13 protein-coding genes are annotated in these 14970 nt (G+C 69.3%); 2 read left to right on the top strand and 11 right to left on the bottom strand.

Annotation, left to right across the window (positions count from 1 at the left end; genetic code table 11):
- Window positions 1-50: 50 nt before the first annotated feature.
- Genes OG194_RS10095 through OG194_RS10075 form a run of 5 tightly spaced genes read right to left on the bottom strand, consistent with a single transcriptional unit; the run spans window position 51 to window position 6233 of the window.
- Window positions 51-986 carry an ROK family protein gene (locus OG194_RS10095; protein ID WP_327400519.1) on the bottom strand — a complete coding sequence of 312 codons (936 nt, stop codon included), beginning with the start codon at window positions 984-986 and terminating at the stop codon, window positions 51-53.
- Complete coding sequence (locus OG194_RS10090) at window positions 983-2641, bottom strand: ABC transporter ATP-binding protein (protein WP_327400518.1); 1659 nt, start codon at window positions 2639-2641, stop codon at window positions 983-985. Before OG194_RS10090 ends, OG194_RS10095 begins: the two co-directional genes overlap by 4 nt.
- The gene (locus OG194_RS10085; protein ID WP_327400517.1) at window positions 2638-3516 is read right to left on the bottom strand and encodes an ABC transporter permease; all 879 of its coding nucleotides are present in this window, start codon (window positions 3514-3516) and stop codon (window positions 2638-2640) included. Before OG194_RS10085 ends, OG194_RS10090 begins: the two co-directional genes overlap by 4 nt.
- Complete coding sequence (locus tag OG194_RS10080; protein WP_327400516.1) at window positions 3513-4472, bottom strand: ABC transporter permease; 960 nt, start codon at window positions 4470-4472, stop codon at window positions 3513-3515. The genes OG194_RS10085 and OG194_RS10080 overlap by 4 nt, the downstream gene beginning before the upstream one ends.
- Window positions 4473-4475: 3 nt before the next feature.
- Window positions 4476-6233, bottom strand: coding sequence for a peptide ABC transporter substrate-binding protein (locus OG194_RS10075; protein WP_327400515.1), 1758 nt, complete (start codon window positions 6231-6233; stop codon window positions 4476-4478).
- 181 nt (window positions 6234-6414) lie between these two features.
- Here OG194_RS10075 and OG194_RS10070 point away from each other — a divergent pair, with 181 nt between their 5' ends.
- Together OG194_RS10070 and OG194_RS10065 are read left to right on the top strand one after the other, a co-directional pair.
- Entirely contained in the window at window positions 6415-7614 is a 1200-nt protein-coding gene (locus OG194_RS10070; protein ID WP_327400514.1) for an ROK family transcriptional regulator, read from the top strand.
- A gap of 74 nt (window positions 7615-7688) precedes the next feature.
- Entirely contained in the window at window positions 7689-9197 is a 1509-nt protein-coding gene (locus tag OG194_RS10065; RefSeq protein ID WP_327400513.1) for a M81 family metallopeptidase, read from the top strand.
- Here OG194_RS10065 and OG194_RS10060 read toward each other — a convergent pair.
- The 6 genes from OG194_RS10060 to OG194_RS10035 form a co-directional block, all read right to left on the bottom strand.
- The gene (locus OG194_RS10060) at window positions 9178-9795 is read right to left on the bottom strand and encodes a GTP-binding protein (protein ID WP_327400512.1); all 618 of its coding nucleotides are present in this window, start codon (window positions 9793-9795) and stop codon (window positions 9178-9180) included. The two genes, OG194_RS10065 and OG194_RS10060, sit on opposite strands and share 20 nt — an antisense overlap.
- Window positions 9782-10141: a DUF742 domain-containing protein gene (locus tag OG194_RS10055; RefSeq protein ID WP_327400511.1), complete on the bottom strand. Its 360-nt coding sequence runs from the start codon at window positions 10139-10141 to the stop codon at window positions 9782-9784. The genes OG194_RS10060 and OG194_RS10055 overlap by 14 nt, the downstream gene beginning before the upstream one ends.
- Window position 10142: 1 nt before the next feature.
- Window positions 10143-10574 carry a roadblock/LC7 domain-containing protein gene (locus OG194_RS10050; protein WP_019071426.1) on the bottom strand — a complete coding sequence of 144 codons (432 nt, stop codon included), beginning with the start codon at window positions 10572-10574 and terminating at the stop codon, window positions 10143-10145.
- Window positions 10575-10585: 11 nt separating this feature from the next.
- A complete protein-coding gene (locus tag OG194_RS10045) occupies window positions 10586-12982 on the bottom strand; it encodes a sensor histidine kinase (RefSeq protein ID WP_327400510.1) in 2397 nt (798 codons plus the stop codon).
- A gap of 39 nt (window positions 12983-13021) precedes the next feature.
- Entirely contained in the window at window positions 13022-14035 is a 1014-nt protein-coding gene (locus OG194_RS10040) for a substrate-binding domain-containing protein (protein ID WP_327400509.1), read from the bottom strand.
- Between the two features lie 369 nt (window positions 14036-14404).
- On the bottom strand, window positions 14405-14860 hold the full coding sequence (locus tag OG194_RS10035) for a tellurite resistance TerB family protein (protein ID WP_327400508.1): 456 nt from the start codon (window positions 14858-14860) through the stop codon (window positions 14405-14407).
- Window positions 14861-14970 lie beyond the last annotated feature (110 nt).

Genomic DNA, 14970 nt, shown 5'->3' with positions numbered 1-14970 from the left:
CAATCACACGGTCGTGCTTGGCCGATTCCCGTCGTTCACGTAGGCGTCCGCTACGAGCCCCCTGTGTGGATCAGGAGTTCCGCCCGCGCCCGGGCCGCCGCCCCGACCGCCACCGCGTCCCCGCCCAGCCGCGCCGGCAGCACCCGCACCGGGTGCCCGCTCACCGGCGGCTCCACAGCCAACGTCTCCTGCACGGCGGACTCGACCAGATCCCACGACCGGCTGACACCCCCGCCGATCACACACGTCGTGACATCCAGCAGCCCCGCCGTGATCAGCAGCGCACGGGCGACACCGCGCCCCACCGCCGTGTACACGGCCCGCGCGTCCGGATCGCCCGCCCGGGCCGCCTCGGCGACCTCACGGGCCGTGAGCGCACGCCCCGTCCGCTCCCCGTACCGCGCCGCGATCGACCGCCCCGACGCCAGCGTCTCCAGATGCCCTCTTCCCCCGCACGTGCACGGCAGTTCACCGAACCCGGGCACATGGCCGATCTCGCCCGCCGCCCCGCGCGGCCCGTCGTACAGGGCGCCATTCAGCCACAGCGCGCCGCCCACCCCGGTGCCGAGCGTCATCCCGAGCACGTTCTCCGCACCGGCGACCGCACCCTTCGCGACCTCCCCGCGCAGAAACGCGTTCACGTCGTTGTCAAGGAACGCCGGTACGCCCAGGGCCTGTTGGACGGTGGCCGTCACCTCGAACCCGGCCCAGTCGCGAAAGGAGTCGCTCGCCACGAGGATCCGCCCGGCCCGCACATCCACGAGCCCGGCCGCACCGACCCCGACCCCGAGCAACCGGGCGGGCGTACGGTCCAGCAGCAGCCGTAGCGCGGAGAGTGCGGCGTCGAGCATGGCCGTCCCGCCCTCACTCGCCGGGGTCGGTACCTCCGTCCGGTCCAGGACGTCGAGTTCGGCCGTGCACAGCACGACCTGGGTGGTCGTCCCGCCGATGTCGACGCCGACGATCACCTGGGGGGAGTCGCTCACGCGCCGGCCCCCGTCCCCAACGCCAACCGGCGCTCCCTGCGCTTCCGTTGGAGCACCGGATCGGGTACGGGTACGGCGGCGATGAGCCGGCGCGTGTACGCGGTCTCCGGGTGCAGCAACGTACTCATGGTCGGCCCCTGTTCCTCGACCCGCCCGTCCCGCATCACGACCACCCGCCCGGCGAACTGCTGCACCACGGCGAGGTCGTGCGAGACGAAGAGACACGCGAACCCGAGTTCCGCCTGCAACTCGGCGATCACTTCCAACACGGTCTGCTGCACGCTCACGTCCAGCGCGCTCGTCGGCTCGTCCGCGACCAGCAACCGCGGTTCGAGGACCAGCGCCCGCGCGAGACTCACCCGCTGCCGCTGCCCACCGGACAGCTCACGCGGCCCGCGCCGCGCCAACTCCCGTGGCAGCCGCACCAGTTCGAGCACCTCGGCAACCCGCTTCCGTCGCTCGGCGGCACCCGTCCCACGCCGGTGCACCCGCAACGGCTCGGCCACGCACTCCGCGACACTCATCCGCGCGTCCAGCGAGGCCACCGGATCCTGCAACACCACACCGACCCCGGCCAGCAGAGCCCGCCGGGCCCCTCCCCGCGCCTTGCGCAGATCGGCCCCGAAGAGGGAGATGCTCCCCGACTCCGGCGAGACCAGCCCGAGAGCCACCCGGGCGGCGGTCGACTTCCCCGACCCGGACTCACCGACAAGTCCCACGGTCTCGCCGGCCCGCACGGTGAGCGACACCTCCTCCAGCGCCCGCACGGCACGAGGCCCACGCCCGAACTGCACGGAGACATCCCGCAGTTCGACCACAGGAGCCGCCGTCTCGACGGACTCACGCGCAACGGCACCCACCGGCTCGCTCACCGCCAGCCGAGGCACGGCGGCCAACAACCGCCGCGTGTACTCATGGGTGGGCCGCAGCAGCACGTCCTCCACCGCCCCCGTCTCCACTACCTCCCCCTCCAGCATCACGGCGACCCGGTCGGCGAAGTCCGCGACGACCCCCATGTTGTGCGTGACCAGCAGCACCCCGGTCCCGGAGTCGGCGGCCAACGCCCGCAGCAGGTCAAGGATTTCGGCCTGCACGGTGACGTCCAGCGCGGTGGTCGGCTCATCGGCGACCAGCAACCCGGGCGAGTTGGCGATGGCCATGGCGATCACGACCCGCTGCCGCTGCCCACCCGACAACTGGAACGGAAAGGCGGAAGCCCGCCGTTCGGGCTCGGGAATCCCGACCCGGCGCAACAACTCAACTGCCTCCGCAGCAGCCTCCTGCCGCGACACATCCCGATGATTCCGCACAACTTCCGCTATCTGCTTGCCGATTCGGGTCAGCGGATCAAGCGCGGTGGCCGGCTCCTGGAACACCATCGAAGCCGTACGCCCCCGCAGCCGCGCGAGTTCGGCCTCACCGGCCCCGACGACATCCGTCCCGCCGACCGAAACGCCCCCGGAAGCACGGGCGTTGCCGGGCAACAACCCAAGGGCAGCAAGCGCGACGGTCGACTTCCCGGACCCGGACTCACCGACAAGGGCAAGAGTCTCCCCGGGCTCCACCCGCAACGACACCCCACGCACGGCAGGCACATCACCGCTCTCGGTGGAGAAAGTGACGCTCAGATTCGCTATCTCCAGGATGCTGTTCATCCCCGTCCCCTCACGTCGAAGGCGTCGCGCAGCCCGTCGCCGACCGCGTTGAAAGCGCACACGACGAGGATGATCGCGAGACCCGGCGGCACGATCAGCCACCAGCGTCCCGAGTAGGCGGCCGTCAGCCCGGCCGAGAGCATGCCGCCCCAGTCGGTCGACGGCGGCTGAACTCCCAGCCCCAGATAGGAGACATAGGCGACGAGCAGAATCGCGTCGGCGACCTGGAAGGTGGCCGCGACGACGATGGTCGACACCGAGTTGGGCAGAATGTGCCGCGTGATGGCCCGACTGTGCGAACCACCGATGGCCCGCAGGGTCAGCACATAGTCCCGGCTCTTCAGGGTCAAGGTCTCGGCCCGCACGAGCCGCGACGGCACGAGCCAGGACACCAACCCAAGAATCACGATCAGCCCAGGCACGCCAGGCGTGGTGATCGCCGACACGACGAGAAGAATGAACAGCGCGGGAATCGCGATCCCGGCATCCACGACCCGCATCATCACGGCATCGACCCACCCACCGGCATACCCGGCGACCGACCCCCAGACCGTCCCGATCACGGTGGCAAGCACCCCAGCGGCAAGCCCGACGAGCAACGACACCTTCCCGCCGTACATGAGCCGCCCCAACTCGTCATGCCCGACAGCATCGGTACCAAGCCAATGCGCCCCGCTGGGCCGGAGATTGACCTGCGTGAGGTCGGTGTGGATCTGATCGGTGGAGTAGAGAAGCGGCCCCACGAAGCAGAAGAGAAGAAAGAGGGCAACGACTGCAAGTCCGGCGACCGCGAGCCTGTTGCGAGCGAAGCGAGCAATCAGGGGCGCGGGGAACTGCGCGACCAGCCCCCACCGGCCCGCACTTTGAACACTCATGTCCGCCCAGCCTTCACTCGGGGATCCACAATCCGCTGGACGACGTCAGCAAGGAGCGTCCCCACCACGGTCGCGACGGAAATCACGAGCACGCACCCGAGGAGCACCGGGTAATCCGAAGACTGAGCCGCACTCCAGAACAGCAGCCCCATCCCCGGGTAGTTGAAGAGCTGCTCAACAACCAGCGCACCCCCGAACAACACCGGCACGTAGTACCCCAACATCGCGATCACCGGCGTAAGCGAGTTCCGGAACACGTGCTTGAAGAGAATCGCCCCCTGCCGAGAACCCCCCGCCCGAGCCGTACGGACGTAGTCCTCGGACAGGTTCTCCAACGTCGCGGCCCGCATGTACCGACTGAACACGGCAACCATCGAGGCCGCCCCGGTCACCACCGGCAGCACCAACGCCACTGGATCCGCGAAGACCTGAGCAACCGTGTCCCCCTGCGGCGCCTGCGAAGGAAACCACCGCACCATCTGCGTGAAGACCAGCACCAGCACAAGTCCCAAGAAATACACGGGAGTTGAGTAGGCCACGAAGCTCAAGGCCGTGATGACATAGTCGGCCGGCTTGTTCCGCCGCACCGCCTGCCACATGCCCAGCGGAATGGCGAGCGCCAGCCCGAGAACCGCGGACAACACGGTCAACACCAGGGTCTTCGGGAGGCGTTGCTCGATGAGCCGGGACACCGCCTCATTGAGCGTGTACGACGTGCCGAGGTCACCGTGCAGCAACTGCCGCAGGTAGTACAGGTATTGGACGGGCAGCGGCCGGTCGAGCCCCTGGTCGTGGTTGAACAGCGTGATCTGCTGGGGCGTGGCCTGCGGGCCGAGGATCCCGCGCGCGGGACCCCCGGGCAGCGCGTGCAGCAGGCCGAACACCACGACCGTCACGATGAGGATCACGACCAGCGCCTGGGCGATCCGCCGAGTCAGATACAGGAGGGTGTCCATGCCTCAGCTGGTCCACTTCCACTGTGCCGGGTGGAAGTTGGCGAGCGGGTCCTGCGAGAAGCCGCCGAGGCCGTTCTTGACGACGGAGATCTGGTAGTCCGGCTCGGGCAGCCAGATCACCGGCAGGTCCTTGGCCAGGGACGCGCTGTACTCCTGGATCTCCTGCGTCGAACTCGACGTCGTGGAGGCGGAGATGAGCTTGTCGACGTCGGCGTTGGAGTAGTTGCCGAAGTTCGCGCCGCCCTTGGACTGGAACAGCGAGTCGCCGGTCGGGAAGGCCGGGAAGTACCAGCTGCCCGCCGTACCGAAGAAGGACAGCTGCCACTTGCAGATCGACTGCGAGGCCGTGCACTGCGGAGTCTGTGACAGCACGGAGTTGACGGGCGCGGTCTTGATGGAGAACTTGATCCCGGTCTTCGCGAGCGAGGACTGGATCGCGCTCATCATGTTGTCCGTCACCGTCGAACCGGACTGCGACAGCACCTGCATCTGGAACTTCGTCCCCTTGGCGACCCCTTCACCGCACTGCGCGGCACCCGTGCCGGGGCTGGTGCAGGCCATGACCCCGCCCTGCTCGCTCCAACCATGGCCGCTGAGCAGCGACTTGGCGGCCGAGGTCGAGAACGGATACGGGTCGCTCTTCTGCGTGGCCGACAGGAACGACGAACTCTGCGCCTGCGGTATCGGCCCGTACCCGGGCACCGCCGTCCCGTTGAAGATGACCTTCGCCAGACTGCTCTGGTCGATGGACTTCTGCACCGCCTGCCGGGCGTAGAGCTGCTTGAACACGGCACCCATGGAAGGGTTGTTGAAGTTGTACGGCATGTAGGTGATCGCCCAGCCCGACCACGGCTTCACGGTGTAGCCCTGCGCGGTGAAGCTCGCCTTCTGGTCGAGGTCGGTCGCCTCGATGTAGCCGTAGTCGACGCTCCCGGACCGCAGCGCGTTCTTCTCGGCGTCCGCCGTCGTGAAGGGGAGGAGGTTCACGGTGGGGATGCCGGGCTTCTCGCCGCCGTCGTACTTCGAGTTGGCGGCCAGGACGACCTTGCCGGCCGTGGAGAAGGACTTCACGGTGTACGGGCCGCTGACCGTCTTCCACAGGGCGTTCGTCGCGTACCCGCTGATGTTCTTCGCCGCGTCGTTGAGGTACGTCCAGTCCTTCTTGGCGTCCCCGGCCTTGTCCCACACGTGCTGGGGGAGTGGGGTGATGGAACTCAGCTCATTGGCCAGCATCCACTGCGGGTTGTAGGCCTTGTCGAAGGTGATCGTGAAGTGACTTGCGTCCACGGTCTTGAAGGATGTCCAGTTGTCCGGCGCCTTGCCCGGGTTGTAGCCGGCCCACTGGGACTTGTTCGCCTTGATGAGGTCGAACCAGAACTTCACGTCGGCGGAGGTGACCGGCTTCCCGTCGCTCCAGTGCCGGTCGCCGAGGGTGATCGTGACGCTCTTGTTGTCGGCCGCGAAGTCGGCGGCGGTCGCCACCGAGCCCTTCTTGTTCCAGCCCATGGTCCCGGTCGAGCCGTCGTAGGCGATGAGCGGCTCCCACAACGAGTTCGCGATGGAGATGTTGTTGGTGTTGAGGTGGGCCGCCGTGCCGATCGGCAGGATCCAGTTCGGGGTGAAGTTCGCGGGCAGCGCGTAGTCGATCGAGTCGTGGGACCCGGACGACGACGTACCGCTCGACCCGGAGCAGCCCGCGAGCAGCAGCGAGGCCGTGGTCAGGGAGGCACCTGCGAGGAGTCTCTGGCGAACAGGGGACATGGTTCTCCTCGGAAAAAGAGGGGCGGAGGCGGGAGTGATGACAGTCAACGGCCCCCGGTGTCGAAGAAACAGGCGTCCCGCTGTAAAAAGCCTGTTTCTGCTGTTCTGAAAAAAGGTGAGAGGGCATCCGGGTGACTTACGCTCGTCGCCTCGATCACCCGATCCGGAAGTAACTTCCTTCATGCCTGAAAAAAGTGCGCACCGCCGGAAGAGCACCTCGGGCGTCTCCTCACTGGCCGAGCACGTCCTCGAACTCCTCGCCTCCGGGCAGGCCGCCACCCGCACCGAACTCGCCGAACTGCTCGGCGCCGCGCCCTCGACGATCTCCCTCGCCGTGGGCCAGCTGGTGTCCCTGGGCCTGGTCGCCGAGCACGGCACCCGCTCCTCCACCGGCGGACGCCCGCGCAAGGTGCTGCGGCTGGGCGGCAGCGACGGCTTCGCGGTCGCGGCCGAGCTGGGCGGCAAGCACGCGCACGTCGGGGTCGTACTCCCCGGCGGAGGCCTGACCGACGTGTCGACCGTTCCCTTCCCCACGGCGGACGGCCCCGAGGCCGCGCTGCCGGGCCTCGCCGAGACGCTCACCGCGCTCGCCGAACGCCACGGACGCGACCGGCTGCGGGGCGTGGGCCTGTCCCTCCCCGGCCCGGTCGACATCGCCTCCGGGATCGTCACGCTCCCGGCCCGGATGCCCGGCTGGAACAAGTTCCCCATCCGCGACTGGCTCGCCGACCGCTTCGAGGTCCCGGCCGCCGTCGAGAACGACGCCAACTGCATGGCCGTGGGCGAGCACACCGTCCAGCCCGCCGAGCGCCGCCAGTCGATCATGGTCAAGGTCGGCACCGGCATCGGCGCGGGCGTCATCGCCGACGGCCGCCTCTACCGCGGGGGTACCGGCGCGGCGGGCGAGATCACCCACGTCCGCGTCGAGGCCGCCCACGACATCCCCTGCTCCTGCGGCAACACCGGCTGCCTGGAGACCGTCGCCTCCGGCGCCGCCCTGGTCCGCATCCTGCGCGGCCACGGCCTGGACGTGACGTCCACGGAGGACGTCGTACGCCTCGCCACGGACGCCCACCCCGAAACGACCCGAGCGGTCCGCCAGGCCGGCCGCTACCTCGGCCAGGTCCTCGCGGCCAACGTCAACTTCTTCAACCCCGACGCCGTGTACCTCGGTGGCATCCTCTCCACCCTGGAACCCTTCGTGGCGGCAGTACGCAGCCAGCTCTACGAGGGCTGCCACCCCCTGGTCACCGAACACCTGGTGATCGACCGAGCGAGCCTGGGCGCGGACGCGGGCTTGGTGGGCGCAGGCCAGTTCGCCCTGCAACGGGCCTTGGCGCAAGCACTCCAAACGGTCACAGACAAACCCGGGATGCGCTGACCTACCTAGGGGCGCGGGGAACTGCGCGACCAGCCCCCACGCACCCGCACCCGACACACAACCTGGAGCCCCCATTGCCTCCTTCCCGCCCCACCATCGCCATCGCAGGCCTGGGCATCGAATCCTCGACCTTCTCCCCAGCCCGCACAGAAGCCCCCGCCTTCCACCCCCAACGAGGCCCCGAAGTCCTCACCCGCTACCCCTTCCTGACCCCCGGCACCCCCCTCCGCGAGGCCGCAGACTGGCAAGGCGCCCTGGTCGGCAAGGCCCTCCCCGGCGGCACGGTAACGGCCACCGCATTCACCGAACTCACCGACGAACTCATCGCACGCCTAGGCGAGTTGGGCCCCCTGGACGGCCTCTGGTACGACATCCACGGCGCGATGACAGTAGAGGGCACAGACGACGCCGAAGCCCAGCTGCTCGCCCGCATCCGGGAAACCGTCGGCCCACACACCCTCGTGTCCACCTCCATGGACCTGCACGGCAACGTCTCCCGCGAACTGGTCCACCAGAGCGACCTGATCACCTGCTACCGCATGGCCCCGCACGAAGACGCCATGGACACGAAGGAACGCGCCGCCCGCAACCTCGTAACCCTCCTGACCAGCGGAGCGCCCCGCCCGGTCAAGGCCTGGATCCCGGTCCCCGTACTGCTCGCAGGCGAACAGACCTCCACCCGCATCGAACCGGCGAAGAGCGTCTACGCGGCCGTAGAAGAGGTCGAGGCGGAAGCCGGAGTCACCGACGCGGCGATCTGGGTCGGCTACGCCTGGGCGGACGAGCCCCGCAACCGAGCCGCGGTCGTCGTGACCGGCCCGTCGGAACCGCAAGTCCGAGCCGGCGCCGAACAGTTGGCGCGCGGCTTCTGGGAAGCGCGACACGACTTCGAGTTCGTGGCCCCGACCGGCACCCTGGACGACTGCCTGGACGAGGCCCTGGCCTCCACCGCCCGCCCGTACTTCATCAGCGACACCGGCGACAACCCGACCGCGGGCGGCGCCGGCGACGTCACCTGGGGCCTCCAACAGGTCCTGGAACGCCCGGAGTTCAAGGACGAGGGCGGCCCCACGGTCATCTACGCGTCGCTCCCCGGACCGTCCGCCGTAGCCGCGGCGGAGCGTGCCGGCATCGGCGCCACCGTCACCGTCACGGCGGGCGCGGAGGTCGACGACCGCCACGCGGGCCCGCTCACCCTCACCGGGGTCGTGCACTCGATCCGGCACGGCGACCGCGACGCGGAGACCGAGGTCGTCCTCAGAGTCGGTAGCGTGTACGTGATCCTGACCCGGCTCCGGAAGCCGTACCACCACGAACACGACTTCACCGACCTGGAGTTGGACCCGCGCTCCGCCGACCTCGTGCTCGTCAAGATCGGCTATCTCGAACCCGAGCTCTTCGCCATGGCCGCGGACTGGAAGATGGCCCTCACCCCGGGCGGGGTCGACCAGGACCTGGTCCGGCTCGGGCATCACCGCGTCCGGCGGCCCCTGTTCCCCTTCGACCGGGACATGCCCGACCCGGACCTCACGGCCCGGATCATCGCCCCCTCGGACGAGCCGCTCAGCGGGGCGGACGAGTGAGCCTGCCGCCCCCGCCGTCCTCGATGGCCGCCTCGATCAACTGGTCCAGCAGCGCGATCAGTACGTTCCGGCACGAGTCGCGCTCACGGGCGTCGCAGAGCAGCACCCGGACGTCCTCGGGGAGGGCCAGCGCCTCGCGCACGGCCTCCGCCGGGTACGGGTGTTCGCCGTAGAAGCCGTTCACGCCCACCACGAACGGGATGCCCCGGCGTTCGAAGAAGTCGACGGCCGCGAAGCTGGACCTCGGGCGGCGGACGTCGATGAGGACCACCGCGCCGAGTGCGCCGAGCGCCAGGTCGTTCCACATGAACCAGAAGCGCTGCTGGCCCGGGGTGCCGAAGAGGTAGAGCACCAGGTCCTGGCCGATGGTGATGCGGCCGAAGTCCAGGGCCACGGTGGTGGCCCGTTTCTCCTCGATGCCGTCGAGGTCGTCGACGGCGAGGCCCGCCACGGTCAGCGGTTCCTCGGTGCGCAGCGGCGCGATCTCGCTCACCGAACCGACCATCGTGGTCTTGCCGACGCCGAAGCCCCCCGCGATCAGGATCTTGACCGTCTCGGGCGGCGCGGGTGCCGGAGCGATGGTGTCAGAGCCGGTCAAGGCCCTCCCTCACTTTCTGCAGCAGGTCCATGTCCGGGCTGGTACGGGAGACCGGGTGCGGCGGCCGGGCCGTGATCAGGCCGTCCTCCAGCAGATCGCAGAGCATGATCACTACCACGCTCACCGGAAGGTCGACAAGAGCGGCGACCTCCGCCACCGCCAGCGGCTCGGCGCACAGCCGCAGGATGCGGGACTGCTCCGGCTGCGGCCGGGGCGCCCGCGCGGGCACCGGATCGACCGCGGTCACCGTGGTGATGAGGGTGAAATCGGCGCGGCTGGGCCGGGTTCTGCCTCCGGTCAGCGTGAACGGCCGTACGAGCCGTCCCGCCGCGTCGCCACCGCTCACCTCACTCGCCGGAGCCGGCCGCGGGGCCGACGTTGGCCCGCGGCGCGGCGCTGAGATGCTCGCCTATCTTCTTCACCAGCATGTTCATCTGGTACGCCACGACCCCGACGTCCGCGCCCGGACCGGTCAGGACGACCAGATGGGCGCCGGGGCCCGCCGAGGTGAGGATGAGATAGCTGTTCGCCATCTCGATCAGCGCCTGGCGCACCGGGCCGCCCCGGAAGTCCATGCTGACCCCCTTGCTGAGGCTCATCAGCCCGGACGCGGTGGCCGCGAGCCGCTCGGCGTCGTCGCGCAGGAACCCGGTGGACTTGCTGACGACCAGGCCGTCCTCGGACAGCACGACGGCCTGGTTCACCTCGGCCACCCGGTCCACGAGTCCGGTGAGCAACTGGTCGAGCTGGGTGTGCGTGGCGGGGACGGGTCGTGTCATGGCGGAGTCCTTCATGAGCGGTCGGCGGGCGGATTCGGGGAGGCTGCTGCTTCCTCCCGGTCGTACTGCGAAGGCGCGTCGTCGTCGATGGAGTCTCGCGCCTGGAACGTGCCGCGCTGGAACCCGGCCAGCGAGGAAGCCGCACGCTCCGCGGTGAAGTCTTCCAGCTCCAGGTCCTCCTCGACCGCCCCGGCCTCCTCCCGCAACTCACTGGCCAGACTGGTCTGCGGCACCCGCCGCGGCAACGGGGTCAGCCCACCGAGCCCGGCCGTCACCGACTCGGACTCGGGCGACCGCGCCGGGGGGACGACGGGACGGCCCTTGGGTGCGGGACTCGACGCGTCAACTGCCCGATCGGCCACGGCGGTTGTTGCTGTGGAGCCGGCCGCCTTCTCCGTCTTCTCCGCTACGACGGCCTCGGCATCGGCCGCTCGTGCCGCGCCCCGGGCGGGCTCCTCGGGTGCCTCGGGTACGACGATCTCGTGCGGGATCAGCACGATCGCGGTCGTGCCGCCGTACGGCGAGGAGCGCAGGGTCACCGCGATGCTGTGCCGGGTGGCGAGCCGGGCGATCACGAACATGCCGAGCCGGAGGTCGTCGGCGAGGGCGACCACGTCGAACTGCGGTGCCACCGCCAGCTGTTCGTTGAGCGAGGCGTAGTCCTCCTCCGACATGCCGAGCCCGCGGTCCTCGACCTCGATGACGAGCCCCTTGGCGACCATCGCGGCCCGCACCCCGACCGGGCTCGGCGCGGGGGAGTACACGGTCGCGTTGTCGATCAGCTCGGCCAGCAGGTGGATCACGTCGGCGACCGCGGGCGGCGCGAGGCACACCTCCTCCTCGGTGTGCACCTCCACCCGCTGGTACTGGGCGACTTCACCCACGGCGCTGCGCAGGATGTCGATGAGGGCGACCGGCTCGGTCCAGCTGCGGCGCGGCTGCTCGCCGCTGATGACGACGAGGTTCTCCTCGTAGCGGCGCAACTGGCTTGCCGTGGAGTCCAGTTCGTACAGGCCGCGCAGGACCTCGGGGTCGTCGTGCCGACGCTCCAGCTGGTCGAGCTTGGTCAGCTGGAGGTTGACCAGGTTCTGGCTCTGCCGGGCGATGCCGAGGATGACCTTCTGGAAACCCCTCCGGGTGTCGGCGAGTTCGACCGCGGTGTGCACGGCGGTGCGCTGCGCGGTGTTGAACGCCTGCGCCACCTGGCCGAGTTCGTCGTTGCCGTAGTCCAGGGGCGGGGTCGCCGACTCGACGTCGATCTTCTCGCCCCGGTTCAACCGGGCCACCACATCGGGCAGTCGGTCCTCGGCGAGGCCCAGCGTGGCCGCCTTCAGACCGCGCAGCCGGCGGGACAGGGAGCGGGTGATCCGCCAGGACATGCCGACGCAGAGCAGCAGGGCGGCGAGTCCGCCCGCGCTCAGCGAGGCGGCCGTGACGAGCAGGTTGTGCGCCTTGTCGGAGCTGCGGTCGAGGAGCCCGGACGTCTGCTGCCTGATCAACACCGTGTACTGGTCGGCGACTTCGGTCAGTGCCGCGTTCCACTGCTTCTGCTCGTCGGGCAGGACGATCCGGCCGGCCGAGCCGTCGTCCGGTTCCGCCCTGCCCGCCGTACCGGCCCTGAGCACCGCGTCCTCCGTGGACTCCAGGGTGCTCCACTCGACGCTCTGCAGAATGTGCTCGATCCTCGTCTTGGCGGCACCCTGGAACCCGGTGGCGATCTGGTCCTCGACCAGCCAGCGCCGGGCGTGCACCAGCTCGGCGAACTGCTCCCACGACTCGTTGTCCAGGTGCCCGGAGTGCCAGGCCAGCGTCAGCTGCGCGTCCTCCTGGGAGACCAGCTCCGCACCGTGCTCCAGCGCGACGAGCGGCTCCGCCTGCGAGGTGAGGTCGCCGTCGTCGACCTGGGACAGCTCCTGGAACGCCTGGATCTGGTCGTCGATGATCGAGGTGTACTGGTCCAGCACCTGCTGGGGCGTGATGTCGGTGGGTTTGTCCACCTGGTCCCGGTAGTACTCCAGGCTGTCCACGGACGCGACGACCGAGTACATCCGGTCCCTGATCCGGGACGGCGCCTTCTTGATCGCCCCCGACTGGGCCACGAGTTGGGCCACCGCCTTGTCCGTCGCCGCGCGCTGGGCCTCCAGCGCGGCCTGGGAGCCGTGCGGATTCGCCATCCACGCCGCCGAGAGAGTGCGCTCCTTCTGGAGCGCGAGCGCGGCCTCGGTGCCCATGGCGCCGGTCGACCTGCTCAACTCCGTCTGCGAGCGCAGCCGTAGCCCCTCCGCGAACATCTGGGTCGTCGTCACGCCCCACATGGCGGCCAGCGTGACGCTGGGGACCAGGGCGAGCAGGATCAGGGAAAGACGTATGGAACCGACGCGGCGCCGGGCACCTGTCCGTGGAGACATCGTGGTCGTCCTCGCTACATCCTCGTACGAAGTGTCCGGTCAGCGCGTTCCGTCGGCCGCGAACCTCGCGACCGCGCCGACGTTCGTCTTCGTCACGAACGCCGGGCCGGTGAGCACGGGAGCCACCCCGCCGCCACTGATGTTGCCGTTGGTCTTGTAGAGCCACAACGAGTTCACGGCCAGATAGCCCTGCAGATAAGGCTGTTGATCGACCGCGAACTGTACGTCGCCGCTCTGCACGGCCTTGACCAGGGTCGAGTTGAGGTCGAAGGTCGCGACCTTCGCTCTGCTGCCCGCCGCCTTGACGGACTTGACCGCGGCCAGTGCGAAATCGGCGCCCATCATGACCACTTCGTCGATGCTGGGGTCCTGCTTCAGCCGGTCCGTGACCCCCGCGGACACGGCGTCCATGTCGGTGCCGTCCACGTAGAGCATGTCGGTCTCGCCGCTGAACGCCTTCTTCACGCCCGCGCAGCGTGCCTCCAGGGCGACATTGCCCCGCTCGTGGATCACGCACAGGGCGTGCTTGGCCTTGAGGGCGTCCAGTTTCTGGCCGACGGCGCGGCCCGCGACGCTCTCGTCCTGCCCGAAGAACTCCAGGACGCCCTCCGACTGCCAGGAGTCGATACCGGAGTTGAGGCCGACCACGGGAATGTCCGAGGCCTTGGCCTCCTTGATCGGCCCCTTCATCGCGGCCGGCTTGGCGAGCGTCAGCGCGATGCCGTCGACCCCGTCCTTGATCGCGTTCCGCACCAGCTCCGCCTGTCCGGTGGCGTCGGGGTCGCTCGCGTACGTCAGGTCGACGCCGTCCTTGGCCGCGGCGGCCTCGGCGCCCTTCTGCACCAGCAGCCAGAAGGCGTCGCCCTTGCTCGCGTGGGTGACCAGCGCGATCTTGAGCCGGCCCGTGTTCGCGGCACCGGCCGTGTCCTTGCCGGAGTCGGAACCAACGCTCGACGAGCAGCCGGAGAGCAGCAGACAGCCCGTCACGGCGAGGCTGAGCGCCGTGCCGCGTATCAGACGGGAGGGAGCGTGAGGTGAGGGTGGAGTGGTCATGGGGGGTGCGGCACCTCGCTGTGCGGCCGAGCTCGGGGACGGGGAGGGTGCGCCCGGAGCCGTATGAGGTGCGCCGACCGGGTTACTCCCGTTGGGCCGGAGCCAATCGCGTGCGACCACTGGTAGTCAAGTGAGCAGCGACATGGAGTGAGTTGTTGGCGCCGCATTGTGATCATCTCGACGGCGTAAGGAAGTTGAGCGGTCCGAGGAGGAGATGACGGGCCGGGGAACAGATGCTCATGCCAAGGACCGCGGCCGATCCTCCCGAAGGGCTGCCCGGCCGCCGAGGGGCGGGGCGTGGATCGGACCGCGGTCCAGGTCGTCAGGCGTGCGCCAACTCCCGCACGACAAGGGGGAGTCGGCGGCAGGTCAGAGGTCGAACTCGTGCGGCGGCAGATCGAGGCTGAAGCACGCCTCGCGGACCACGGCCTGCTCGGTCTTGTCGAAGTCGCCGTCCGCGCCGCCGATCACGATGCCGATCTGGATCACGGCACGCGCCTCGGCGGGCTTCTTCTTCGCCTTGGCGATCTCCTGGAGCACGCTGACCTTGCCGAGGGCGAAGTCGGCCGTCAGCTTGTTCAGGTTCTCGTCGAAACGGCGCTGGAGGTCCGTCGCGTCGAAGTTCTGAAGCACCTCGTTGCTCGCGATGAGCTGGGCGACACGCTGCCGCTCCGACGGGTCGACCGTCCCGTCGGCCGCCGCCACGAGTGCGCACATCGCCATGCTCGCGTCGCGGAACGCCCCGCTCTTCAGGTCGTTCTTCTTCGCCACGAGCTGGGTCTGCATCGTCGACGCGGACTCCTTGAAGCGGTCCCACAGGGCCATGCGAACTCCATATGTAGTAAGTCGTGCCCCAGGCGAGCAGTCGTGCGTCTGCGGCACCGTGGAAACTCCCCGGACCGGGGAGAAGTTCCGGCCGCCTAGACTGGGCCGTT

The organism is Streptomyces sp. NBC_01288, assembly GCF_035982055.1.
Lineage (GTDB): Bacteria > Actinomycetota > Actinomycetes > Streptomycetales > Streptomycetaceae > Streptomyces.
This window is presented reverse-complemented; position numbering and strand designations above follow the sequence as displayed.